Raw genomic sequence first — 22,833 nt, forward strand, 5'->3', positions numbered from 1 at the left:
GGACCTCTTACAGCGTTTTGCGCAGGGACGGGATGACGACTCCGACCAGCCCGCGCACGATCGCCTTGAGGAAGTCGAAGCTGTCGAAATAGTCCCGCCACAGCGTGATCCGGCCGTCGTGCACCTCGAAGATCCCGCACACCCAGAATTGCAGCCGCAGCGGACCGAAGATCAGCGCGTCGGTGCGCTCGGTGAGTACCGCGTTTCCGTCTGCCGCCACCCGGTGGAACTTCACCTCGAAGCCGATCCGGCCTTGCATCTTGCGGAACATCTTGCCCACTGTGCGTCCGCCGCGGATCTTTGAGTAGCCGACGTTCTCGTAGAGCAGGTCGTCGGCCAGGGCGGCCTCCGCAGTGTCGAAATCCTCATCCTGCAGGGCGTACAGAAATCCCTCCACTGTGCGGATGTTGTCGTCTGTCCGGGTCTTGTCGTCCGTCTGAGTCAGCTCAGTCATGGTTGCCAGCCTAGGCGAGTGCCGCTGTGGCAGGGTAGGGCCGATGCGCGTCGCCGTGGTCGCCGGGCCGGACCCCGGACACTCGTTTCCCGCGATCGCGCTGTGCCAACGCTTCCTGGCCGCCGGTGACACACCCACGTTGTTCACCGGGGTGGAATGGCTGGAAGCGGCCCGCAACGTCGGCGTCGACGCTGTCGAGTTGGACGGGTTGACGGCCACCGACGAGGATGTCGACGCCGGAGCCAGAATTCATCGCCGAGCTGCGCGGATGGCGGTGCTGATCGCGCCGACGTTGCGTCAGCTGGGGCCGGATCTAGTGGTTTCCGACGTCATCACCTCCGGAGGCGGGCTGGCCGCCGAACTGCTCGGGATTCCCTGGGTCGAGCTGTGTCCGCATCCGCTGTACCTGCCGTCCAGAGGACTGCCGCCGATCGGCAGCGGACTGGCGCCTGGGGTGGGGCTGCGCGGCCGCCTGCGCGACACCGTGATGCGGCAGCTGACGGCCCGTTCCGTGCGGGCGGGTCTGCGTCAACGCGCCGCGGTTCGGGTCGACATCGGGTTGCCGGCGCGCGATCCCGGCCCGGTGCGGCGGCTCATCGCCACGCTGCCCGCCCTGGAAGTACCGCGCCCGGACTGGCCGGCCGAGGCCGTCGTGGTGGGGCCGTTGCACTTCGAGCCGACCGACCAGGTGCTAGACGTCCCGCCGGGGCCGGGACCGGTGGTGATGATCGCGCCGTCGACCGCGGCCACCGGCACCGTCGGGCTGGCGGAGCTGGCGCTGGAATGCCTGAAACCGGGGGAGACGCTGCCGTCCGGTGCCCGGCTGGCGGTGTCGCGGCTCGGCGGCGACGAGCTGACGGTGCCACCGTGGGCGGTGGTGGGGTTGGGGCGCCAGGACGAACTGCTGACGCATGCCGATGTGGTGATCGGCGGCGGTGGTCACGGATTGGTGGCCAAGACGCTGTTGGCCGGGGTGCCGCTGGTGGTGGTGCCGGGCGGTGGCGATCAGTGGGAGATGGCCAATCGGGTGGTGCGCCAGGGCAGTGGTGAACTGATTCGTCCCCTGACCGCCGAATCGCTGGTGGCCGCGGTGGGCAAGGTGCTGTCCTCGCCCGGGTATCGCGCGGCAGCCCAGCGGGCCGCCGGCAGCGTTGCCGGGGTGGCCGATCCGGTGCGGGTGTGCCGGGAAGCTTTGGCCGGGTGACTGGCTGGGTATTTTGGCTGCGTGCGGCTGACGGAGTTCAACGAGCGGGTGGTGCTGCGCTTCGGTGCGGCTTATGGGTCGTCGGTGCTGGCTGATCACGTGCTGAGTGGTTTCGGTGGCCGGACCGCCGGGCAGGCGATCGAGGACGGCGTCGAGCCGCGCGACGTGTGGCGGGCGTTGTGCGCCGACTTCGACGTGCCCCGCGACCAGTGGTGATCGTCTCGCCCTTGGCGTCGAGGCTGTGGTGGCGCCGAGCCTGTACTGGTGGCGTCGAGCCTGTACTGAGGACGCCGGTTGGCCGAAAATCCCGCCGCCAGTACAGGCTCGTTGCGCTGCGCACCGCAGTCCCGATGGACTAGATGCCGCAGTCGCCGCACTTCCCGCCGCCGGGCAGGCGGTAGTAGAGGCAACAGCTGTTGCGCCGGAAGCCCAGGTTGTCGCTGATCTGGCCTGCTCCGACCAGTGCGCCAGTGTCCAACAGCTCACCAGTGGTACGCGCGATCGTGTCGCGCAGGTCTGGCCGCGCCGCGAGCAGCATGCGGGCGGTGCCGGTGAGCGCGGATGCGATGTTGCCGTAGAGCAGGCCGGGCGCCAGGTTGATGTCCAGTCCGGCCGCGAACCGCTCCATGTGGTCCTGCACGACGACGCGATACAGGAGTTCCGGGGACGGCGCGACGGGTTCGCCGGCGGGGGCGGGCAGCCGTAACTGTGCGCCGTCGTCGGCTCGCTGCAGGTCGCTCAGGTCGGGCAGGACGCCGTGGGCGAGTACGCAGGCCAGCACCGGGGACCACAGCCGGGCGGCGTGGCCGAGCTGCACCAGGGAAGCACCGATGCGCGGCTCGGAGCTGGCCAGGCGGGCGTTGGTGGCGTCGATCAGGTCGGCGAAGCCGTCGGCATAGGACGCGGTCACCGGATGCCATCCCGCCGGGTCGCCGCCCACTGTGACTGCGAAAAAACCGCCATACGCGGAGATTTCGACGAGCGGTGCGGAGATGTCCATGTGTCTTTGCGGGTGTCTTTCCGGCGATATTGCCATACACCGCGTGTCGAACTTGAGTCGAACAGGTGTTCGGCTACTGTGGGTGACATTCGGTGATCTCGACTTGTCGGTGGCCTTCTCTAGTGTCACAGCCAACCGACCGATCCCGGTCACCGAACACCGACTACAGGAGAGGCACCATGGCACAAGCCCCTGACCGCGAGAAGGCTCTCGAACTGGCGATGGCCCAGATCGAGAAGAGTTACGGCAAAGGCTCGGTGATGCGCCTCGGTGACGAGGTGCGCCAGCCGATATCGGTGATTCCCACCGGATCCATCGCGCTGGACGTCGCACTGGGCATCGGCGGGTTGCCGCGTGGCCGGGTCATCGAGATCTATGGCCCGGAATCCTCGGGTAAGACCACTGTGGCGCTGCACGCGGTGGCCAACGCCCAGGCCGCCGGGGGTGTCGCGGCGTTCATCGACGCCGAACACGCGCTGGATCCGGATTACGCCAAGAAACTCGGCGTCGACACCGATTCCCTGCTGGTCAGCCAGCCGGACACCGGTGAGCAGGCCCTCGAGATCGCCGACATGCTGATCCGTTCGGGCGCGCTGGACATCGTGGTCATCGACTCGGTGGCGGCCCTGGTTCCACGCGCCGAGCTCGAGGGCGAGATGGGCGACAGTCACGTCGGACTGCAGGCCCGGCTGATGAGCCAAGCGCTGCGGAAAATGACTGGCGCACTGAATAATTCGGGCACTACCGCGATCTTCATCAACCAGTTGCGGGAAAAGATCGGAGTGATGTTCGGCAGTCCAGAGACCACCACCGGCGGTAAGGCGCTGAAGTTCTACGCGTCGGTGCGGATGGACGTGCGTCGGATCGAGACGCTCAAGGACGGGACCAACGCGGTCGGCAACCGCACCCGGGTCAAGGTCGTCAAGAACAAGGTGTCGCCGCCGTTCAAGCAGGCCGAGTTCGACATTCTCTACGGCCGGGGAATCAGCCGGGAAGGCTCGCTGATCGACATGGGTGTTGATCAGGGCTTCATCCGCAAGTCCGGCTCCTGGTTCACCTACGAGGGCGAACAGCTTGGCCAGGGCAAGGAAAACGCCCGCACCTTCTTGTTGGAGAACGCCGAAGTGGCCAACGAGATCGAGAAGAAGATCAAGGAAAAACTCGGCATTGGCGCAGTGGTGACTGATGACGGCGTCCTGCCCGCCCCCGTCGACTTCTGAGCGTCGCGATGAGCAGGCGCGGGCGCTGTGCCTGCGCCTGCTCACCGCACGGGCGCGCACCCGGGCCGAATTGGCCGGGAAGCTGGCCCAAAAGGGCTATCCCGACGATGTCAGCAAACGGGTTCTGGATCGGTTGGCTGCCGTCGGGCTAGTGGACGACGAGGATTTCGCCGAGCAGTGGGTGCGGTCGCGGCGGGCGAACGCGGGCAAGAGCAAGCGCGCGCTGGCTGCCGAGTTGCACACCCGAGGGGTGGACAACGAGGTGATCAGCACCGTGCTGGCCGGGATCGATGCCAGCTCTGAGCGGGCCCGAGCCGAGCAACTGGTGCGCACTCGCCTGCGCCGGGAGGAGCTGGGCGAAGACGACACCAAGGTGACGCGCAGGTTGATCGCGATCCTGGCCCGGCGCGGGTACAGCCAGGCGGTGGCGTGCGAGGTGGTGTTGGGCGAGATGGCTGCGGAACGGGAGCGGCGCCAGGTGTAGGGGTGAAGACGGCCGACACGGCACCGGCGTGCCGACCGCCAGTACCATGGCCCAGTGACTTCGACGGTGGCTCCGGACGTGGCGGGCGACGCTGCGCCGCTGTCGGCGCGCACTTACCAGGTCCGCACCTACGGCTGCCAGATGAACGTCCACGACTCCGAACGCCTGGCGGGCCTGCTGGAGGCGGCCGGCTACCGGCGCGCAGCAGACGGGACCGATGCCGACATCGTCGTGTTCAACACCTGCGCCGTCCGGGAGAACGCCGACAACAAGCTCTACGGCAACCTCAGCCACCTCGCCCCGCGCAAGCGCAGCAACCCCGACATGCAGATCGCGGTCGGCGGCTGTCTGGCCCAGAAGGACCGCGACCTGGTGCTTCGCCGGGCACCGTGGGTCGATGTCGTCTTCGGCACCCACAACATCGGCTCGCTGCCCACGTTGCTGGAACGGGCCCGGCACAACAACGCCGCCCAGGTGGAGATCGCCGAGGCCCTGCAGGAGTTTCCGTCGTCGCTGCCCAGCGCCCGCGAATCCGCTTATGCCGCTTGGGTTTCCATCTCCGTCGGGTGCAACAACAGTTGCACGTTCTGCATCGTCCCGTCGTTGCGGGGCAAGGAAGTCGACCGCAGCCCGGCCGACATCCTGGCCGAGGTGCGGTCGCTGGTGGACACCGGCGTGCTCGAAATCACGCTGCTGGGCCAGAACGTGAATGCCTACGGCGTTTCGTTCGCCGATCCCGCACTACCCCGCAACCGCGGCGCTTTCGCCGACCTGTTGCGGGCCTGCGGCCACATCGACGGTCTGGAACGCGTCCGGTTCACCTCGCCGCACCCGGCCGAGTTCACCGACGACGTGATCGAGGCGATGGCGCAGACGCCGAACGTCTGCCCGGCGCTGCACATGCCGCTGCAGTCCGGGTCGGACCGCGTCCTGCGGGCGATGCGTCGGTCCTACCGCGCCGAGCGCTACCTGGGCATCATCGAACGCGTCCGAGCGGCCATGCCGCACGCGGCCATCACCACCGACCTGATCGTGGGTTTTCCCGGTGAGACCGAGGAGGACTTCGCGGCCACCCTCGACGTGGTGCGGCAGGCGCGCTTTGCGGCCGCGTTCACTTTTCAGTACTCCCAGCGCCCCGGCACGCCGGCCGCGGCGCTCGCCGACCAGCTGCCCAAAGCCGTGGTGCAGGAGCGGTACGAGCGGCTCGTCGAACTGCAGGAACGCATCTCTCTCGAGCACAACCGGGCGCTGGTCGGCCAGCCGGTCGAGTTGCTGGTCGCCACCGGTGAGGGGCGCAAGGACGCCAGCACTGCGCGCATGAGTGGCCGCGCCCGCGACGGGCGACTGGTGCATTTCGCCGCCGGTGACGCGCGGATCCGTCCCGGCGACATCATCATCGTGCAAGTCACCGACGCCGCACCGCATCACCTCATCGCCGACGCCGGCATCTTGACCCACCGCCGTACCCGGGCCGGCGACGCGCACGCCGCCGGCCAGGGCCGTCGCGGCGTCGGTCTGGGGATGCCCGCCGTCGGGCAGCCCGCCGCCGCAACCCAGCCAATCGGGTGCGGCGGATAGGCTCGGAAGGCATGAGCAGAAAAGCGGACGGCGCGGATTTCGACGCCTACCGGTCCGAGATCGAGGCGGCTGAACGGCGCGTCGCCCGTGAAATCGACCCCGGCGCGCGAGCTTTGGCCGTGGCGATCCTGGTTTTCGTGCTGTTGGGGTCGTTCGTGCTGCCGCACACCGGCAGCGTGCGCGGCTGGGACATGCTGTTCAACACCCACGACGCACCGGGGGCCGCCGTGGCGCTGCCATTGCGGGTTTTCGTCTGGTTGACGCTGGTGTTCGGCGTCGGGTTTTCCATGCTGGCGTTGCTGACCCGGCGCTGGGCGGTGGCGTGGGTGGCGCTGGCCGGATCTGCACTGGCCAGCGGCACCGGATTGCTGGCCGTCTGGTCGCGGCAGACCGTGCCGGCCGGCCACCCCGGTCCGGGCGTCGGGTTGTTCGTCTCGTGGCTGACGGTGATCGTGCTGACGTTCCACTGGGCCCGGGTGGTGTGGCAGCGCACCGTGGTGCAGTTGGCCGCCGAGGAAGAACGTCGCCGCGTTGTGGCCCAACATCAATCCAAGACCCTGCTGGACGGCCTGCAGCCCGACGAGCCACCGGCCGACCCCGGCGACCGCTAGGACCGCCGGGTCAGCGCCTTCGCAGCCGCGTCCGCCCACTGCCGCCATTGTTCGGCGTTCGCTTTGGCTTCCTCGGCTTCCTTGGTCTTTCCGGCCGCCGCAGCCTTGGCGACCTGCTGTTCGTACTGCTCGGCGCGCGACCGGAACTGCTCGGCGCGCGCCTGAGCCTGCGGATCGGCGCGATTGGACTCACCGGCGTCGCGAACCTTCTTCTCCACCGCGCGCAGCCGTCGCTCCAAATCGGCGGACCGCTCCCGGGGCACCTTGCCGATCGCGTCCCACTTGTCTCCGATCGTGCGCAGCGCGGCCCGGGCGGCGTCCTGGTTGCTCGGGTCGATCTTCTCGGCTTCAGCCAGCAGCGCCTCTTTGGCCGCGGCGTTGGCGCGGAACTCCGCGTCCTTTTCCGCGGTGGCGGCATTGCGCGCTGTGAAGAACGAGTCCTGCGCGGCCTTGAAGCGGCGCCACAGGGCGTCGTCGACGTCTTTGCTGGCCCGGCCGGCCGTCTTCCATTCGGTCAGCAGCTTGCGGAACTCCGCGCTGGTGGTGCCCCAGTCCGTCGAATCCGACAACGCCTCGGCGCGTTCGCACAGCCGCTCCTTGGCCTGGCGCACCCCCGAACGCTCCCGGTCCAGTTCGGCGAAATGGGACCCGCGCCGCCGGTTGAACGTCTCGCGGGCCGCGGAGTAGCGCTTCCACAGCGCGTCGTCGACCTTGCGGTCGAGTCCGCTGATGGTCTTCCACTCGTCGAGGATGGCCCGCAGCCGGTCGCCGGCCACCTTCCAATGCGTGGAGTTCGCAGCCAGATCCTCGGCCTCGGCGGCCAGCGCCTCCTTGCGGGCGGTCTGCGCGGCCCGGTGCTCCTCGCGTCGGGAACGGTGCGCGGTGACATAGACGTCGATACGGGCCTGGATGTCGGACAACCGGCGTTCCAGCGCGTCGATGTCGCCCAGCACCGCCGCGGTCGGCAAGGTCGCGGCCAGCGCCGCGGCGTTGGCGTTGATCTTGCGCGGATCTCCCGTGCCCGACACCAACCGCTCTTCCATCAGGGTGACTTCGGTGCTGAGGTCGTCGAACCGCCGGCCGAAGTGGGCAAACGCCGCCTCGCGGTCGCCGGCCTGCCAGGATCCCACGACGCGCTCACCGGAGCCGGTGACCAGCCACACGGTGCCGTCGTCGTCGACGCGGCCGAATTTGTGCGGGTCACTGTGCGGGGCCTTGACCAGGTGAGCCGCCGACGGGCGGGGCCCGGGGCCGGGTACGCCGGGACGGGGGCCCGGTCCGGGGCGAGGCCCCGGACGAGGTGCGGGCACCGGCTTCGCGGTCGGATTGATCGACTCCGCGGAGTCATTGCTACCGGGCTGGTCACCCGTCATTGTGCTCGTCACCTGTCCTTCTCCGATCGCGCGGTCGACTTCCCGCGCAGCGGCCGCGCGCAGCGGCACCTCGACGGTCGGCAGTTCTGGTGCGGTGCCGACCGGTTTCCCACAAGTATTGAAGCAGTTCGGCGAGCGGTGTGCCGCCACCTTCGGCTATCGCTGCTTTTCAGCGCCGCCGCCCGGGTAACGAATCGGTTCCCGTTCGATTGCGCCGGATAGGCCCTATCCGCAGGCGGGTACCGTGACTTTGGGCATTGCGACAACACGCAGGGCAGGTGTTTTTCACAGCTTCTGCATAGCCGGCCCTGGGTGGCGCTCAGCTTGATGAGCGAGGCTTTGGGGTCGCACCAGCGGGTATCGAAGGCGTCGCGAACGTGCTGGATCACTGTTCACAGCGCCTTGCAGAGCCATAGAGTGTTCGGTTAACTGCCAGCGACAATCAGGTGTACGTGCACCTGACGGGGGGAAACTGGCGGCGGAGTTCGGGAATTGAGGGTCGCCCATGTCAATGGTTGGGATCGCCGGGATCATCGCTTTGTTCGCGGCGCTGGCATCGGCAACCGGTGATGTGATCCGGCAGCGCTCGGCTCACGAGATCACCGACAAGGAGGTCGGCCACCTCCAGCTGTTCGGCATGTCCTTGCGCGACGCCCGGTGGTGGACGGGCGGTCTGTGCGCGATCCTGAACTACAGCCTGCAGGCTGTGGCGTTGATCTGGGCATCGGTCATGCTGGTGACCACGCTTCAGGTGACGGCTCTGCTGTTCGCGTTGCCCATCTATTCGCGCCTCACCCATCACAAGATCACCCGATCGGAATGGATGTGGGCCGTCACCCTCGCCGCGGCCCTCGCCGTGGTGATCAAGGTCGGCGACCCGTTGGCCGGCCACGACCGCGCGCCCCTGCTGACCTGGATCATCGTCGCCGCGGTAATGGGCCCCCTGCTGGTGTCGTGTCTGGTGGCGGCCAGGATCTGGCACGGACGTCCGCAGGCTGCGGTGTTGCTGGCGGTCGTGGCAGGCTCGTCGCTGGCGTTGTTCGCGGTGCTGACCAAGGGCGTGGTGGAAGTCGTGCACAAAGACGGACTCGGCGGCGCGGTCACCTCGCCGGAGTTCATTCCCTGGTTGGTCACGATGTTGTGCGGGATGATCTTCCAGCAGTCCGCGTTCCGGGCCGGTGCGTTGACCGCCTCTTTGCCGACGATGACAGTCGCTAAACCCGTGGTGGCTGCGACACTGGGCACCCTGGTGCTCGGCGAGACGATCTCGGCCAACGGCCCGGAGGCATTCGTGCTGATCGCGGCGGTCGCGATGGTGATCGTCGCGACCGTGGCGCTGGCCCGCGGCGAAGCTGCGCAGATCGTCGCCGACGCCGGCGGCGACGCCCCGCACGTCGACGAATCAGCCCCGCCTCCGACGGGCACCGTCAGCGCGGCCGACGGCTCGGCGCTGGGGTCGACCTCCGGGTAGACCGGTCGGGGCCGCCTGGAGAAGTTAGTTTTAGGGCGTGCTGAGCGCAATCGCGATTGTTCCGTCCGCGCCGGTGCTGGTCCCCGAACTGGCCGGCGCGGCCGCCGTAGAAATTGCCGACCTGAGCGCTGCGGTGAGCGCGGCCGCGGCAGTCCTGCCCGACAGCTGGGTCGCCCTGGGCATCGGCAGCGCCGACGCGGTGCTGGGTCCGGAATGCACCGGCAGCTTCGCAGGATTCGGGGTCGACGTGCGGGCTCAGTTGGGGCCGGACGGCACGATGCCGGTGACGATGCCGCTGTGCGGGCTGATCGCGGCCTGGCTTCGCGGCCAAATCCGGCCCGACGGCAGCGCCTCGGTCTGGGTGTGCGCGGCGGGCCAGGACTCCGGCGCCGCGGTGGCCCGCGGCCGCCGGCTGCGTGCTGAGATCGACCGCGCGACCGAACCGACCGGCGTGCTGCTGGTCGCCGACGGCGTCAACACCCTGACGCCGCGCGCGCCCGGCGGGTACGACCCCGCCAGCACCGACATACAGCTGGCCCTCGACGACGCACTGGCCGGCGGCGACGTCGGCGCCCTGACCCGGCTGCCGGATCAGGTCCTGGGCCGGGCGGCGTTCGCGACATTGGCCGGCCTGATGCTCACCGCACCGCGGACGGTCAAGGAGCTCTACCGGGGGGCACCCTACGGGGTGGGCTATTTCGCCGGTGTCTGGCAGCCGTGAGACCGCTGGCCATCATCGGACCGACCGGCACCGGCAAATCGCAACTGGCACTCGACGTCGTCGAACGGCTCGGCGGTCCGGCCGAGATCGTCAACGCCGACGCGATGCAGCTTTACCGCGGCATGGATATCGGGACCGCCAAGCTGCCCGTCGCGCAGCGCCGCGGTATCCCGCACCACCAGCTCGACGTCCTCGACGTCACCGAGACAGCGACTGTGGCGAACTATCAGCAGGCCGCGGCCATCGACGTCGAGGCGATCCGGCGCCGGTCAGCGGTGCCGGTGGTGGTCGGCGGGTCGATGCTCTATCTCCAGTCGTTGCTCGACGACTGGTCTTTTCCCGCAACCGATCCCGTGGTGCGCGCCCGATGGGAGCAAAGGCTCGTCGAACTCGGGGTCGGCGGCTTGCACGCCGAACTGGCGCAGCGTGATCCGGCCGCTGCCGCGACAATTCTGCCCACCGACGGCCGGCGCATCGTGCGTGCGTTGGAAGTCGTCGAGCTCACCGGCCAGCCGTTCGCCGCGTCCGCGCCGCGCATCGGTGCCCCCCGCTGGGACACGGTGATCATCGGATTAGATTGTGAGACAACGATTCTCGATCAGCGCCTGGCGAAGCGCACCGAGGCGATGTTTACCGACGGGCTGGTCGAAGAAGTGCGCGGGCTGCTGGATCGCGGCCTGCGCGACGGTGTCACCGCGTCCCGTGCGCTGGGGTATGCCCAAGTGCTTGCGGCGCTGGATGCCGGCGGGACGCCCGCGTTGCTCGACGACGCCCGCGAGCAGACATTCGTCGGTACCCGCCGCTATGTACGACGACAGCGGTCCTGGTTCCGTCGCGACCACCGGGTGCAGTGGATCGACGGGACCGCCGAGGGTGCCGTCGATGAGGCGTTGCGGGCCTGGCGGCACGTAACCTGATCTGGTGCGTTTCGCCAAAGGTCACGGCACCCAGAATGACTTCGTGCTGCTGCACGACGTGCAGAGCCGAGCGGACCTGTCCGCCTTCCGGGTTGCTGCGTTGTGCGACCGGCGCCGGGGCCTGGGCGCCGACGGGGTCCTGCGGGTCACCACCGGTGGCGCCGCTGTGGCGGCCGGCGCGCTGGCACGCCTGCCCGACGGAGTGGGCGCCGACGACTGGTACATGGACTACCGCAACGCCGACGGCTCGACCGCGCAGATGTGCGGCAACGGCGTGCGGGTCTTCGCCCACTATCTGCGGGCCAGCGGGCTGGAATCGCGCGACGAGTTCGTCGTCGGGTCACTGGCCGGCCCCCGGCAGGTGAGCCTGCACAGTGTCGATGCCACCAACGCCGACATCACCGTTGACATGGGCAAGGCCAACCGGACCGGCGCGGGGGAGGCGCTCGTCGGGGAGCGACGTTTCACCGGGGTAGCTGTCGACGTCGGCAACCCGCACCTGGCCTGCGTCGACCCGCAGCTGACGCCGGCGACCCTGGCGGCGCTGGACGTGGCGGCCCCGGTCGGCTTCGACGCCGAACAATTCCCCGACGGCGTGAACGTCGAGATCCTGACCGCTCCCGCGGACGGGGTGGTCTGCATGCGGGTGCACGAACGGGGTGTCGGCGAAACCCGTTCCTGCGGAACCGGAACGGTGGCCGCGGTGGTCGCCGCGCTGGCAGCCGAGGGCCTCGACACCGGGACGTTGACGGTCCGGGTGCCCGGCGGCGACGTCGTCGTCACCCTCACCGAGGCCACCAGCTTCCTGCGGGGCCCTTCGGTACTGGTGGCCCACGGCGAGCTCGACGACGGCTGGTGGGACTCGCCGGTCTGATATTCGGGTGCGTCAGCCGCCGCGACGTGCCACCATCGAAAGCGCCTATGACATATCCAGATTCGCCCGAGACGGGCATTCCAGAACCCAGCCTCGGTGAGCTGGCGCTCGAAGACCGATCGGCGCTGCGCCGTGTCGCCGGGTTGTCGACCGAACTCACCGATATCTCCGAGGTCGAGTACCGCCAGCTGCGGCTGGAACGAGTAGTGCTGGTCGGTGTGTGGACCGAGGGCAGCGCGTCGGACAACCAGGCCAGTCTGGCCGAACTGGCCGCCCTGGCCGAGACCGCCGGATCCGAGGTGCTCGAGGGTCTGATCCAGCGCCGCGACCGTCCCGACCCGTCCACCTACATCGGGTCGGGCAAAGCGCAGGAGTTGCGCGAAGTGGTGGTCGCAACCGGCGCCGACACGGTGATCTGTGACGGCGAGCTGTCGCCCGCCCAGCTAACCGCGCTGGAGAAGGCCGTCAAGGTCAAGGTCATCGACCGCACCGCGCTGATCCTGGACATCTTCGCCCAGCACGCGACCAGCCGGGAGGGCAAGGCGCAGGTGGCGCTGGCCCAGATGGAATACATGCTGCCGCGACTGCGCGGGTGGGGTGAGTCGATGTCACGGCAGGCCGGTGGCCGGGCCGGTGGCAGTGGCGGCGGCGTGGGGTTGCGTGGCCCCGGCGAGACCAAGATCGAGACCGACCGGCGGCGCATCCGTGAGCGCATGTCCAAGCTGCGCCGCGACATCAGGGCGATGAAGCAGGTCCGCGACACCCAACGCAGCCGTCGGTTGCAGGCCGACATGCCTTCGATCGCCATCGTCGGCTACACCAACGCCGGGAAATCCAGTGTGCTCAACGCCTTGACCGGCGCCGGCGTCCTGGTCCAGGACGCGCTGTTCGCCACCCTGGAACCCACCACCCGCCGCGCCGAATGGGACGACGGTCGCCCGTTCGTGCTCACCGACACGGTCGGGTTCGTCCGTCACCTGCCCACCCAGTTGGTCGAGGCGTTTCGCTCCACCTTGGAGGAGGTGGTCGACGCCGACCTGCTGGTGCACGTGGTCGACGGCTCCGATGTCAATCCGTTTGCCCAGATCAGTGCGGTGCGACAGGTCATCTCGGACGTGGTCGCGGATCATCACGGCGATGCGCCGCCAGAACTGCTGGTAGTGAACAAGATTGACGCGGCCGGCGACCTGATGCTGGCCAGGTTGCGGCACGAACTGCCCGGCGCGATGTTCGTCTCGGCCCGCACCGGCGACGGGATCGACGCTTTGCGGAGCCGGATGGCCGAACTCGCGGTGCCGACCGACACCGCGGTGGACGTGGTGATCCCCTACAGCCGCGGCGATCTGGTGGCGCGGGTGCACTCCGACGGGCGGGTGCAGCAGGCCGAGCACCAGACCGACGGCACCCGTATCCAGGCCAGGGTCCCGGTGGCGCTGGCCGCCGCCCTTGCGGAGTTCGCGGCACGCGGCTGACGACCTCCGGCACCGACCAACCACCCGGTTGGTATATGTTGGGGAAAGAGACACACATCTTTCCGACATCCGGAGGCCATACGCATGGGTAGCGCCGTCAAATACCAGCGCACGCTTTTCGAACCCGAGCACGACTTGTTCCGGGAGTCTTACCGGGCCTTCCTGGACCGCCACGTCGCTCCCTACCACGAGGAATGGGAGAAGGCCAAGATCGTCGACCGCGGCGTCTGGCTGGAGGCCGGCAAGCAGGGCTTCCTGGGTATGGCGGTGCCGGAGGAGTACGGCGGCGGTGGCAACCCCGACTACCGCTACAACACGATCGTTACCGAGGAGACCGTGGCCGGGCGCTACAGCGGTCTCGGATTCGGCCTGCACAACGACGTGGTGGCGCCCTATCTGCTGAAACTGACCAACGAAGAGCAGAAGCAGCGGTGGCTGCCCAAGTTCTGCACCGGCGAGCTGATCACCGCGATCGCGATGACCGAGCCGGGCACCGGCAGCGACCTGCAGGGCATCAAGACCCGCGCCGTCAAAGAGGGTGACCACTACATCCTGAACGGGTCGAAGACGTTCATCACCAATGGAATCAACTCCGACCTGGTGATCGTGGTCGCCCAGACCGACCCGGAGAAGGGCGCCCAGGGATTCAGCCTGCTGGTCGTCGAGCGCGGCATGGAGGGCTTCGAGCGGGGCCGCCACCTGGACAAGATCGGTCTGGACGCGCAGGACACCGCCGAACTGTCCTTCACCGACGTCAAGGTGCCGGTGGAGAATCTGCTGGGCGAAGAGGGTCTGGGCTTCATCTATCTGATGCAGAACCTGCCGCAGGAGCGGATCAACATCGCCATCATGGCCGCTGCGGCGATGGAGGCGGTGCTGGAGGACACCGTGCAGTACGCCAAGGAGCGCAAAGCATTCGGCAAGCCGATCGGCAGCTTCCAGAACACGCGGTTCCTGCTGGCCGAACTGGCCACCGAGGCCACCGTGGTGCGCATGATGGTGGACAACTTCCTGGCCCTGCACCTGGAGGAGAAGCTGACGGTCGAGCAGGCCGCGATGGCCAAGTGGTATTCCACCGAGAAGCAGGTTCACCTGATCGACCGGTGCCTGCAGCTGCACGGCGGATACGGTTACATGCGCGAATACCCGGTTGCCCGCGCGTATCTCGATGCTCGCGTGCAGACCATTTACGGTGGCACGACCGAGATCATGAAAGAGATCATCGGCCGCAGCCTCGGCGTCTGACGGTCGGCGGCCGCAGGCCGCGATTTCGATGTGGAACGTTGACCGGATCGAGCCCTAACGTAGCGTCGGTCCGTGCGAAATGCGTATCCGCTGCGCTCGGTCGAGACGCAGGTGCCGCTCTCCCATCTCTCGCGACACGGGCGCGGCCCGGCATCATTTCGACGTCGGGTCGATAACCGTTTCCGTAATATCTACAATTTGACTTCGCATTTCTCGTTCGCTAGAGCAAAGTTATGCGAGCCCGGCAACGATGCAGGTCGTAGCTGGGGAATGGCCCACGGCGGGCGATCCGCCGGCTCGCCAGGTGGGCAGGGGCATCGGCTGGGAGGCTTGGTGGACGGGCGGAGAGGGCAATTGAGCAAGCTGGTCGGTCGGGCGCTGCTCGGCTTGGCGGCTACCGCGCTGGCTGTGACGCTGCTGGCGCCGACCGCTGCGGCGTCCCCGATCGGCGACGCCGAGGCGGCCATGATGGCCGCGTGGGAGAAAGCCGGTGGCGACACCTCGACGCTGGGCGCCCGCAAGGGCGACGTCTATCCGATCGGGGACGGCTTCGGGCTGGACTTCGACGGCGGCAAGATGTACTTCACGCCTGCCTCCGGCGCGAAGTTCATGTTCGGCCCGATCCTGGAGAAATACGAATCGCTGGGTGGTCCCGCGGGTAGTGACCTGGGTTTTCCCACCATCAATGAAGTGCCCGGCCTCGCCGGACCGGACAGCCGGGTCAGTACCTTCGCCGCCAGCGACAACCCGGTGATCTTCTGGACGCCCGACCACGGTGCGTTCGTGGTGCGCGGCGCCCTGAACGCGGCGTGGGACAAGCTGGGCAGCTCCGGCGGCGTGCTGGGCGCCCCGATCAGCGATGAGACCTACGAGGGCGAGGTGACCTCGCAGAAGTTCACCGGCGGTGAGGTGTCCTGGAACCGCAAGACCAAGGAGTTCACCACCAATCCGGCGAACCTGGCCGAACAGCTCAAGGGTCTGCAGGTGGCGATCGACCCCACTGCCGCCATCAACATGGCGTGGCGCGCCGCAGGTGGCGCTGCCGGACCGCTGGGCGCCAAGAAGGGTAGTCAGTCGCCGATCGGCGGGGACGGCATCGCCCAGGAGTTCGACGGCGGCAAGATCTTCTTCAGCCCGGCCACCGGCGCCAACGCGGTCGAGGGGCCGATCCTGCAGAAGTACGAAGCAGTCGGTGGTCCGGTGAGCAGCGACCTGGGCTTTCCGGTCGCCAACGAGGCCGACGGCGGCATCACGCCCGCCAGCCGTGTCGCTGTGTTCTCCGCAGCTGACAAGCCGGTGATCTTCTGGACGCCCGAACACGGCGCTTTCGTCGTGCGCGGAGCCATGAAAGCCGCCTGGGACAAGCTCAAGGGGGCCACCGGCAAGCTCGGCGCCCCGGTCGCTGACCAGACGGTGGACGGCGACGTGGTGTCGCAGAAGTTCACCGGCGGCAAGATCTCGTGGAACCGCGCCAAGAACACGTTCACTACCGACCCGGCCAACCTCGCGCCGCTGCTGTCCGGCCTGCAGGTGTCGGGGCAGAACACCCCAAGTAATTCGGCGTCGGCGCCCGCGGGCAAGAAGTTCACCTTCCACTGGTGGTGGCTGATCGCGGCCATTCCTTTGCTGCTGCTGGTGCTGATGACGGTGTTGGTGGTGTCGGGTTTGCGTCGGCGCCGCGCCGCAGTACCGGATGCGCCGGTGTACGACCGCGACCGGGACCTCGGTGTGGAATACGACCCCGGTGCCGATGACCGCTGGCCGCATGAGGAAATCGATTACGGTTCCGAGCGTTTCCCGCCCGTCGACCAGCATGTCGAGGCAGAGGCGGACGCAGACCCCACCGCCGGCCGGGTCAGCTGGTCCAGAGCGGGGGCCGTCCCGCAGGCCGGCTCCGAGCAGGGTGTTGACGACGACGAATACGGCCACGTTGCCGAAGAGCATTTCGATCCGGACGGGTCGGCGGAGTTCGAGGAGGAAGACCCCGACGCGGTGGGCACCACGCCCATCCCCGTCGTGTCGCGCGGCGCTCTTGGTGAACTCGCCGAGGAGGAGCCGGTCGTGCCGGAGACAGTCGCGCCGGACGATTTCGCGCCGGAGGTGTCGGTGCCGCAGACGAATGCGCCGTACCTGCCGGTCCCGGACGTGCCGGAGTTCGAGGAAGTGCCCGAACCCCTGGACGTTCAGGAGAGCCCGGAACCCCCGGAGTTCGTGGAGTACCCGGAAACGGAGCCGGCCCGGCCGTCCAGCGAGGATTATGCGGACGCGTTTTACCCGGTGACCGAGCCGGGGCGCAATGCGGACGACGAGTCACCCGATCTCGCCTCACCGCCGGATGCCGTCGCGGTTCCCGAGCTGCGAAAGGGTCGACATGCCGCAGCGGACCCGGCCGGGTATGCCGTGGAACCTGACACGCCGTTCGGGGCCGCCCCGCAGGTCCAAGCGCCGACCGCCGCGCCAGCAGGCAGCGCCGCGGTGCGCCCGACCATCCATCTGCCGCTCGACGACGACCCGTACCGGGCGCCGGACGGCTATCCCATCAAGGCCAGTGCCCGGTTCGGGCTGTACTACACGCCCACCAGCGCGCTGTACCACGACACCCTGGCCGAGATCTGGTTCGCCAACGAAGACGCCGCGCGCGCCAACGGTTTCGTCAGAGCCGATTGAGGATGCGCGCTACACCTTGCGAATCACGGTGACGACCTTGCCGAGCACGATCGCATCGTTGCCGGGAATCGGATCGAACGCGGGGTTGTGCGGCATCAGCCACACTTGACCGCCCGCTCGCTTGAACGTCTTCACAGTGGCCTCGCCGTCGATCATCGCCGCGACGATGTCGCCGTTGTCAGCGACATTCTGCTGGCGGACGACGACCCAGTCGCCGTCGCAGATGGCGGCCTCGACCATCGACTCACCCACCACCTTGAGCAGGAACAGCGTCCCTTCGCCCACCAGCTCGCGGGGCAACGGGAACACGTCTTCGACGGCTTCCTCAGCCAGGATCGGGCCGCCGGCGGCAATGCGCCCCAAGACCGGGACGAAAGTGGGTTCCGGCAGGGCGTCCGAGCCGATGACATCGGTACGGGGCACTGCCGCATCGTCGGCACCGCGCACGTCGACGGCGCGCGGGCGATTCGGGTCGCGCCGCAGATAGCCTTTGCGCTCCAGGGTGCGTAACTGGTGGGCGACCGACGAGGTGGACGTCAGGCCCACCGCGTCGCCGATCTCGCGGATACTCGGCGGATAGCCCCGCGTTGTCACCGAGGTACGGATGACCTCGAGGATGGTGCGCTGCCGCTCGGTCAGCGTTACATCGGCCGCAGGTGGCCGGCCTTGTGTCGCTTTCGCACTACCCGGGCCGAAACCGGCCGCGGTGTCGTTGCTGTCGCTCATGGATCTGAATGTAACCGCACCAGGCTCAAAATTCAAACATGTGTTCGACCGGGCGTGTCATCGCCCAGACCACAGCCGAAATCTGCGGAAATAAAGTGAATCACAAGTGTGTAACTTCCGCGTGGTCGGGGTATCTGATAGTCACCCAGCTGGTTGCACCGACAAATCCTTGTCGGTGGTGAGGTCTACCGTTTTGCTCGTGCGACACGCGTCGCTCAAATGTTCGGGTTTCGAACACGTGAGCGACTATGGTCGAACACACGAGCGATAAGTAGTCGACCGGAGGGAACGGCATGACACTCATCTACGCGGGTCCGCACCGCAGCGGGAACACGCAGGGCCACCTGAACAGGCCTGTTGGGCGGCCGGTGCGCCAATATCCCTCGTACCGCGCCGGCCAGGGTGGATCCAGCAGACCGGGGCCCGCACGCCCGGGTGTGGCGCCCGTTCGCTACTACGGCACCGGCGTCACGCGCTCGACGGTCGCACATCGCAGACGCCCGGTGAGCGTGGCCACCACGATCGGACTGGCCCTGCTTGCGGGCGTCATCACCGTGTGGCTGGGGCTGATGGCGAACTTCGGCAGCATGGTCAACGACGGCGCGGCCGAGTCGGCGCCGCAGGTGCCCGCCGCCCTGGCGGTCGTGCGGGTGGAACCGGGGGAGTCGTTGCAAGACCTCGCTGCCCGGGTGGCGCCCGGCGCGCCGGTGCGCGACGTCGTGGAACGGATTCGCGACCTGAACGCACTGGATTCCAGTGCGGTCTCGGCGGGTCAGACCCTGATCGCCCCGATCGGCTGAGCGAGCACCCGCCCGATCGGTGGTTGCCCGGGTCAGCGTTGGCCCGCTACGGAGCACGCAGGTACTGTCGGGGTGTTCTTCTACCCGGATACCAGTCGGTACGGCAAAGGAGCGGCTCTTGCACTGCCCGTTCTGCCGGCATCCCGATTCGCGGGTGATCGACTCGCGAGAAACCGATGAGGGCCAGGCGATTCGCCGTCGTCGCTCGTGCCCGGAATGCGGACGCCGGTTCACGACGGTGGAGACCGCGGTGTTGGCCGTGGTCAAGCGCAGCGGCGTCACCGAGCCCTTCAGTCGCGAGAAGGTGATCAGTGGCGTCCGCCGGGCCTGTCAGGGGCGCCAGGTTGACGACGATGCGCTGAATTTACTTGCCCAGCAGGTGGAGGACGCGGTGCGTGCCGCCGGCCCCGAGGTCCCCAGCAACGAGGTCGGCCTGGCCATTCTGGGACCGCTGCGCGACCTCGACGAGGTGGCCTACCTGCGGTTCGCCTCCGTCTACCGGTCCTTCTCGTCGGCCGACGATTTCGAGCGCGAGATCGAGGCGCTGCGCGCGCACCGCAACGTTTCGACGTCCGGCTGACCGCACCCCGATGGGCGCCGAACTACATCCTGATCTGCATGCGCTGGCGCCGTTGTTAGGTACCTGGGTGGGCCGGGGCGCGGGGGAGTATCCGACGATCCAGCCTTTCGAATACCTCGAAGAGGTTGTCTTCGCCCACGTCGGCAAGCCCTTCCTGAGCTATGGACAGAAGACCAAGGCCCCCGCCGACGGCAAGCCGTTGCATGCCGAGACGGGCTATCTTCGGGTACCGCAGCCCGGTCACGTGGAGCTGGTGCTGGCCCATCCCAGCGGCATCACCGAAATAGCGGTCGGCACCTACTCGGTGACCGGTGACGTCATCGAAATCGATGTGGCGACAACCAGTATCGGACTGACGCCGACGGCCAAAGAGGTCAGCGCCCTGGGGCGGTCGTTGCGGATCGCGGGGGACGAGCTGTCGTACTCGCTGCAGATGGGTGCGGTCGGGCAACCCCTGCAACACCATCTGTCCGCCACGCTGCGCCGACAGCTGTGACAGCCGCGCCGGCTCGCGGACGCGAACTCAGGTGGCGCTGCGCTCGTCGGCACCCATCGCGTTGAGCACGGCCACCCGGGTGTCAGTCGGACCGCTCACGGTTCCCTCGCCGCCGCCGGTGCGAAGCAACTCGCGCAGCGCGGCCTGGTCGTAGTCGGGGGGCGCGGTGGTGTCGATGAAGCGCTGGACGAGGTCGAGGAAGCGGGCCGGGTCGTCGTGAAACGGAAAGTGCGCGGCGTTCTCGAAGATTTCGAGTTGGGACCCCGGCATTGCGGCGTGCGCCATGTACGCGTGCTGGACCGGGATGACCGAGTCCTTGCGGCCCCAGATGATCTGCACCGGAATCGCCTGGGTCAAATAACATCGGTCCAGCATGGTGACGATCTGGCCGCGCCAGTCGACGACCGCCCGCAGGGTGCGGGTGAACGCCGCCGAAGCGGTCGGCTCCGGGAGATCGTCCAATATCCGCAGCATGTTCGGCAGATCCTGGCCGATAGCCGTCGACCCGAGCGCCAGACCCGCCAACCGGCCCAGCAACTGCACCGCCGGCAGCACCAGCGGCAGGCGCAGCAGCGCCAGCGCCTCGGCGCCCATCGGCAGCGACGCGAACCGCAACGCGATGTTGACGTCCTTGGTGACGCCCCCGGCGCCCACCAGGATCAGGCGCTCGACCAGATGGGGGAACTGGTAGGCGAACTGCATGGCCACCCCACCGCCCAGCGAGTGGCCGATGATGGTGACCCGCTCGATGTCCAGCACGCTGAGCAGGTCGCGCATGCCGTTGGCGTACGCCGCGGCTGAGTAGTCGGCGCGCGGTTTGTCAGATTTGCCGTGGCCCAACAGATCTGGGGCGATGACGGTGAACCGCTGGGCCAGTTTGGCGTGGATACCGGTCCACGTCGTGGAGTTGTCGCCGATGCCGTGGATCAGCAGGATCGCCGGGCCGGATCCGGCGATCCGGAACGCCCGCTTGTAGCCGTGGATGGTGCGGAACTGCAGCGACGGGGTGGTCACTTCCCGCACCGGGCGAAGATTGCGTTTTCGCTCGGTCATGTCGCCAACCTCGTCGTCGGGCCGTTAAGGCGTTCGGGACTAACTCGAATCGTCGTCGTCGTGCTTCTTCTCCGCCTGCTGAGCCAGAAAGCGCTCGAACTCGGCGCCCAGCTCGTCGCCGCTGGGCAGTTCCTCGTCACGTGCCAGCAAGGATCTGTTTTCCTGAGCGTCGATGAACGCATCGTACTGGCGCTCGAGCGCGGTCACCACTTGAGCGACTTCCGCGCTCGCCTGGACCTGTTCGTCGATCTTGGTCCGGATCTCAGCGGCCGCCTCGGCCAGCGCCTCCACCGGCAGATCCAGCGATCCCGTCTTCGCCACCTGCTCGAGCAGAGCCTGCGCGGCGGCCGGGTAATCAGTCTGGGTGAGGTAGTGCGGGACGTGCACGGTGAAGCCGACCACCTCGTGGCCGTGTTGCGCCATCCGGTATTCCAGCAGGTTGGACGCGCTACCCGGGACCTGGATCTCGGAAATCCACGGCTGGAAGTCGGCGATCAGCTCGGCGTTGTTCGAGTGTGCGGTCATCGTGACGGGCCGGGTGTGGGGGACGGCCATCGGAACAGTGCCCAGGCCGATCGTCTGCCGCACGCCCAGGCGTTCGGCCAGCAGTCGCACCGCGGTGATGAACCGCTCCCACTTCAGGTCCGGTTCCATGCCGGCCAGCAGCAGAAACGGGGTCCCGACGCTGTCGCGCAGCGCGTACAGGCTTAATTCGGGATCGTCGTACTTGGTGAAGTGGTCGGTCTTGAAGGTCATCATCGGCCGCCGGGAGCGGTAGTCCAGCAGCTCGTCGATCGCGAATGATGCGACCAGTTCGGTGTCCAGCACCTCTTTGAGGTGGGCGGCGGCAAGCCGAATCGCGTGACCGGCGTCGGAGAACCCCTCCAGGGCGTGGACCAGCACCGGACCGCGGCCGTCGGATGCCGATAACTGAGGTGCCGGGAACTCCAGCTCGTACATGCCGGGTTGTCCGGGCTGGTATTCCTGCGCCTCGCCTGGGTCGTGATGGTCGGACATTGAGCGTGCCTCCTTCCGGGATTCGCGCGCGGGCCTCTCTAGGTTGCCCTAACCAGTCTTCCTCAATCGACGCCGCATCTCTCAGAACGCAGTCGGACCGGTTTCTATTCGCTTGCCGGTCCCCTCCGGTCGGGCAGGATGGGACCGATGCGCGCAGTGACGGCAACGATCAGCCTGGCGGTGATTCTTGCGTCCTGCGCCGCGCACGAGGGCGCTCATGTGGCGCCGGACCCGCGGGTGGGTGCGGTTTTCCGGGACGGCGGCAATCGGCACGGGTGCAGCGGTTCGGTACTGCACTCGGCGAGCGGTGACCTCGTGCTGACCGCTGCGCATTGCCTGCTGGGCCCGACGAAGACGACCTTCGTTCCGGGTTTCAGTGGTGCCCCCGGGCCCGCCGACGTCTGGACGGTCGACGCGGTGTACTTCGACCGACGCTGGACTGGCAGCCGGGACCCGCGCGCGGACTACGCGATCGCCCGGGTGAGCGGTGCGCGCGGGACGGTGGAGGGCCGTGCCGGCGCGGCCCTGAGCCTGGGGACCTCCCCGCTGCCGGGCACCCGGGTGAGTGTCACGGGCTATCCCGCGGGCGTGGGTGGCGGTCCCATCGGCTGCCAGGGCACCTCCGGCGTCACCGGGAGCGGATTCCCCTCGTTGCCGTGTGCCGGGCTGGTCGGCGGAACGAGCGGCGCGCCCTGGGTCGACGGGTCGAAGGTCGTCGGGGTGGTCGGCGGTCTGGAGGGTGGCGGATGCACCGAAAACCTCTCCTACAGCGCGCCTTTCGACGAGAACATCGCACAACTGCTCGCCCGCGCCGAAGCCCGCGGTCCCGGCGACGTCGCACCAACCGACTACGACGACCACTGCTGAGAT

23 protein-coding genes are annotated in these 22,833 nt (G+C 68.0%); 17 read left to right on the forward strand and 6 right to left on the reverse strand.

Annotated features, from left to right (window positions below; translation table 11 throughout):
* Window positions 1-7: 7 nt before the first annotated feature.
* On the reverse strand, window positions 8-454 hold the full coding sequence (locus AC5Y3Z_RS21945; protein ID WP_463826922.1) for a limonene-1,2-epoxide hydrolase family protein: 447 nt from the start codon (window positions 452-454) through the stop codon (window positions 8-10).
* Between the two features lie 43 nt (window positions 455-497).
* On the opposite strand from AC5Y3Z_RS21945, the gene AC5Y3Z_RS21950 reads away from it, so the two are divergent.
* Window positions 498-1,658: a glycosyltransferase gene (locus AC5Y3Z_RS21950; protein ID WP_463826921.1), complete on the forward strand. Its 1,161-nt coding sequence runs from the start codon at window positions 498-500 to the stop codon at window positions 1,656-1,658.
* 21 nt (window positions 1,659-1,679) lie between these two features.
* Window positions 1,680-1,874 (forward strand): DUF3046 domain-containing protein, encoded by a 195-nt coding sequence (locus AC5Y3Z_RS21955; RefSeq protein ID WP_473140071.1) that lies wholly within the window; start codon window positions 1,680-1,682, stop codon window positions 1,872-1,874.
* A gap of 139 nt (window positions 1,875-2,013) precedes the next feature.
* On the opposite strand, the gene AC5Y3Z_RS21960 is transcribed toward AC5Y3Z_RS21955, so the two are convergent.
* Window positions 2,014-2,658 carry a (2Fe-2S)-binding protein gene (locus tag AC5Y3Z_RS21960; protein WP_473140070.1) on the reverse strand — a complete coding sequence of 215 codons (645 nt, stop codon included), beginning with the start codon at window positions 2,656-2,658 and terminating at the stop codon, window positions 2,014-2,016.
* 179 nt (window positions 2,659-2,837) lie between these two features.
* Between AC5Y3Z_RS21960 and recA the strand changes: the two genes are divergently transcribed.
* Genes recA through AC5Y3Z_RS21980 form a run of 4 tightly spaced genes read left to right on the forward strand, consistent with a single transcriptional unit; the run spans window position 2,838 to window position 6,551 of the window.
* A complete protein-coding gene (recA, locus tag AC5Y3Z_RS21965) occupies window positions 2,838-3,878 on the forward strand; it encodes a recombinase RecA (protein WP_463826918.1) in 1,041 nt (346 codons plus the stop codon).
* Window positions 3,844-4,362 carry a recombination regulator RecX gene (recX, locus tag AC5Y3Z_RS21970; RefSeq protein ID WP_473140069.1) on the forward strand — a complete coding sequence of 173 codons (519 nt, stop codon included), beginning with the start codon at window positions 3,844-3,846 and terminating at the stop codon, window positions 4,360-4,362. Before recA ends, recX begins: the two co-directional genes overlap by 35 nt.
* Before the next feature lie 54 nt (window positions 4,363-4,416).
* Complete coding sequence (gene miaB, locus AC5Y3Z_RS21975) at window positions 4,417-5,940, forward strand: tRNA (N6-isopentenyl adenosine(37)-C2)-methylthiotransferase MiaB (RefSeq protein WP_473140068.1); 1,524 nt, start codon at window positions 4,417-4,419, stop codon at window positions 5,938-5,940.
* Window positions 5,941-5,951: 11 nt separating this feature from the next.
* On the forward strand, window positions 5,952-6,551 hold the full coding sequence (locus AC5Y3Z_RS21980; protein WP_463826915.1) for an Rv2732c family membrane protein: 600 nt from the start codon (window positions 5,952-5,954) through the stop codon (window positions 6,549-6,551).
* On the opposite strand, the gene AC5Y3Z_RS21985 is transcribed toward AC5Y3Z_RS21980, so the two are convergent.
* Window positions 6,548-7,924, reverse strand: a complete 1,377-nt coding sequence (locus AC5Y3Z_RS21985; protein ID WP_473140087.1) for a DUF349 domain-containing protein — start codon at window positions 7,922-7,924, stop codon at window positions 6,548-6,550. The two genes, AC5Y3Z_RS21980 and AC5Y3Z_RS21985, sit on opposite strands and share 4 nt — an antisense overlap.
* 505 nt (window positions 7,925-8,429) lie before the next feature.
* Here AC5Y3Z_RS21985 and AC5Y3Z_RS21990 point away from each other — a divergent pair.
* From AC5Y3Z_RS21990 to AC5Y3Z_RS22020, 7 genes are all read left to right on the forward strand, one after another.
* The gene (locus AC5Y3Z_RS21990; RefSeq protein ID WP_463826914.1) at window positions 8,430-9,395 is read left to right on the forward strand and encodes a DMT family transporter; all 966 of its coding nucleotides are present in this window, start codon (window positions 8,430-8,432) and stop codon (window positions 9,393-9,395) included.
* Window positions 9,396-9,432: 37 nt separating this feature from the next.
* On the forward strand, window positions 9,433-10,116 hold the full coding sequence (locus AC5Y3Z_RS21995; RefSeq protein WP_473140067.1) for a class III extradiol ring-cleavage dioxygenase family protein: 684 nt from the start codon (window positions 9,433-9,435) through the stop codon (window positions 10,114-10,116).
* Entirely contained in the window at window positions 10,113-11,033 is a 921-nt protein-coding gene (gene miaA / locus AC5Y3Z_RS22000) for a tRNA (adenosine(37)-N6)-dimethylallyltransferase MiaA (RefSeq protein WP_473140066.1), read from the forward strand. Before AC5Y3Z_RS21995 ends, miaA begins: the two co-directional genes overlap by 4 nt.
* A 4-nt stretch (window positions 11,034-11,037) precedes the next feature.
* Window positions 11,038-11,907, forward strand: a complete 870-nt coding sequence (gene dapF / locus AC5Y3Z_RS22005; protein ID WP_473140065.1) for a diaminopimelate epimerase — start codon at window positions 11,038-11,040, stop codon at window positions 11,905-11,907.
* A gap of 47 nt (window positions 11,908-11,954) precedes the next feature.
* A complete protein-coding gene (hflX, locus tag AC5Y3Z_RS22010) occupies window positions 11,955-13,379 on the forward strand; it encodes a GTPase HflX (RefSeq protein ID WP_463826910.1) in 1,425 nt (474 codons plus the stop codon).
* 84 nt (window positions 13,380-13,463) lie between these two features.
* A complete protein-coding gene (locus tag AC5Y3Z_RS22015) occupies window positions 13,464-14,624 on the forward strand; it encodes an acyl-CoA dehydrogenase family protein (RefSeq protein WP_463826909.1) in 1,161 nt (386 codons plus the stop codon).
* Window positions 14,625-14,957: 333 nt separating this feature from the next.
* Window positions 14,958-17,291 (forward strand): LGFP repeat-containing protein, encoded by a 2,334-nt coding sequence (locus AC5Y3Z_RS22020; protein WP_473140064.1) that lies wholly within the window; start codon window positions 14,958-14,960, stop codon window positions 17,289-17,291.
* 9 nt (window positions 17,292-17,300) lie between these two features.
* Here AC5Y3Z_RS22020 and lexA read toward each other — a convergent pair whose 3' ends face one another.
* Window positions 17,301-18,017, reverse strand: a complete 717-nt coding sequence (gene lexA, locus AC5Y3Z_RS22025; protein ID WP_463826907.1) for a transcriptional repressor LexA — start codon at window positions 18,015-18,017, stop codon at window positions 17,301-17,303.
* 293 nt (window positions 18,018-18,310) lie between these two features.
* Between lexA and AC5Y3Z_RS22030 the strand changes: the two genes are divergently transcribed.
* The 3 genes from AC5Y3Z_RS22030 (at window position 18,311) to AC5Y3Z_RS22040 (ending at window position 19,893) form a co-directional block, all read left to right on the forward strand.
* A complete protein-coding gene (locus AC5Y3Z_RS22030; RefSeq protein ID WP_463826906.1) occupies window positions 18,311-18,817 on the forward strand; it encodes a LysM peptidoglycan-binding domain-containing protein in 507 nt (168 codons plus the stop codon).
* Window positions 18,818-18,935: 118 nt separating this feature from the next.
* On the forward strand, window positions 18,936-19,397 hold the full coding sequence (nrdR, locus tag AC5Y3Z_RS22035; protein WP_463826905.1) for a transcriptional regulator NrdR: 462 nt from the start codon (window positions 18,936-18,938) through the stop codon (window positions 19,395-19,397).
* Window positions 19,398-19,407: 10 nt separating this feature from the next.
* Complete coding sequence (locus AC5Y3Z_RS22040; RefSeq protein WP_473140063.1) at window positions 19,408-19,893, forward strand: peroxynitrite isomerase; 486 nt, start codon at window positions 19,408-19,410, stop codon at window positions 19,891-19,893.
* Window positions 19,894-19,920: 27 nt separating this feature from the next.
* Here the strand turns inward: AC5Y3Z_RS22040 and AC5Y3Z_RS22045 are convergent, their stop codons facing one another.
* Window positions 19,921-20,946, reverse strand: coding sequence for an alpha/beta fold hydrolase (locus tag AC5Y3Z_RS22045; RefSeq protein WP_463826903.1), 1,026 nt, complete (start codon window positions 20,944-20,946; stop codon window positions 19,921-19,923).
* A gap of 39 nt (window positions 20,947-20,985) precedes the next feature.
* Window positions 20,986-21,963, reverse strand: coding sequence for a proteasome assembly chaperone family protein (locus AC5Y3Z_RS22050; RefSeq protein ID WP_463826902.1), 978 nt, complete (start codon window positions 21,961-21,963; stop codon window positions 20,986-20,988).
* Window positions 21,964-22,110: 147 nt separating this feature from the next.
* On the opposite strand from AC5Y3Z_RS22050, the gene AC5Y3Z_RS22055 reads away from it, so the two are divergent.
* Window positions 22,111-22,830, forward strand: coding sequence for a trypsin-like serine peptidase (locus AC5Y3Z_RS22055; protein ID WP_473140062.1), 720 nt, complete (start codon window positions 22,111-22,113; stop codon window positions 22,828-22,830).
* Window positions 22,831-22,833: the final 3 nt, after the last annotated feature.

Source organism: Mycobacterium sp. NGS61, assembly GCF_059812325.1.

What these genes read in the sequence shown, in the direction of transcription:
- AC5Y3Z_RS21945 (WP_463826922.1), bottom strand. Translation starts at nt 454, where the DNA reads ATGACTGAGCTGACTCAGACGGACGACAAGACCCGGACAGACGACAAC.
- AC5Y3Z_RS21950 (WP_463826921.1), top strand. Translation starts at nt 498, where the DNA reads ATGCGCGTCGCCGTGGTCGCCGGGCCGGACCCCGGACACTCGTTTCCC.
- AC5Y3Z_RS21960 (WP_473140070.1), bottom strand. Translation starts at nt 2,658, where the DNA reads ATGGACATCTCCGCACCGCTCGTCGAAATCTCCGCGTATGGCGGTTTT.
- recA (WP_463826918.1), top strand. Translation starts at nt 2,838, where the DNA reads ATGGCACAAGCCCCTGACCGCGAGAAGGCTCTCGAACTGGCGATGGCC.
- recX (WP_473140069.1), top strand. Translation starts at nt 3,844, where the DNA reads ATGACGGCGTCCTGCCCGCCCCCGTCGACTTCTGAGCGTCGCGATGAG.
- AC5Y3Z_RS21980 (WP_463826915.1), top strand. Translation starts at nt 5,952, where the DNA reads ATGAGCAGAAAAGCGGACGGCGCGGATTTCGACGCCTACCGGTCCGAG.
- AC5Y3Z_RS21985 (WP_473140087.1), bottom strand. Translation starts at nt 7,924, where the DNA reads ATGACGGGTGACCAGCCCGGTAGCAATGACTCCGCGGAGTCGATCAAT.
- AC5Y3Z_RS21990 (WP_463826914.1), top strand. Translation starts at nt 8,430, where the DNA reads ATGTCAATGGTTGGGATCGCCGGGATCATCGCTTTGTTCGCGGCGCTG.
- hflX (WP_463826910.1), top strand. Translation starts at nt 11,955, where the DNA reads ATGACATATCCAGATTCGCCCGAGACGGGCATTCCAGAACCCAGCCTC.
- AC5Y3Z_RS22015 (WP_463826909.1), top strand. Translation starts at nt 13,464, where the DNA reads ATGGGTAGCGCCGTCAAATACCAGCGCACGCTTTTCGAACCCGAGCAC.
- lexA (WP_463826907.1), bottom strand. Translation starts at nt 18,017, where the DNA reads ATGAGCGACAGCAACGACACCGCGGCCGGTTTCGGCCCGGGTAGTGCG.
- AC5Y3Z_RS22030 (WP_463826906.1), top strand. Translation starts at nt 18,311, where the DNA reads ATGACACTCATCTACGCGGGTCCGCACCGCAGCGGGAACACGCAGGGC.
- AC5Y3Z_RS22040 (WP_473140063.1), top strand. Translation starts at nt 19,408, where the DNA reads ATGGGCGCCGAACTACATCCTGATCTGCATGCGCTGGCGCCGTTGTTA.
- AC5Y3Z_RS22045 (WP_463826903.1), bottom strand. Translation starts at nt 20,946, where the DNA reads ATGACCGAGCGAAAACGCAATCTTCGCCCGGTGCGGGAAGTGACCACC.
- AC5Y3Z_RS22050 (WP_463826902.1), bottom strand. Translation starts at nt 21,963, where the DNA reads ATGTCCGACCATCACGACCCAGGCGAGGCGCAGGAATACCAGCCCGGA.
- AC5Y3Z_RS22055 (WP_473140062.1), top strand. Translation starts at nt 22,111, where the DNA reads ATGCGCGCAGTGACGGCAACGATCAGCCTGGCGGTGATTCTTGCGTCC.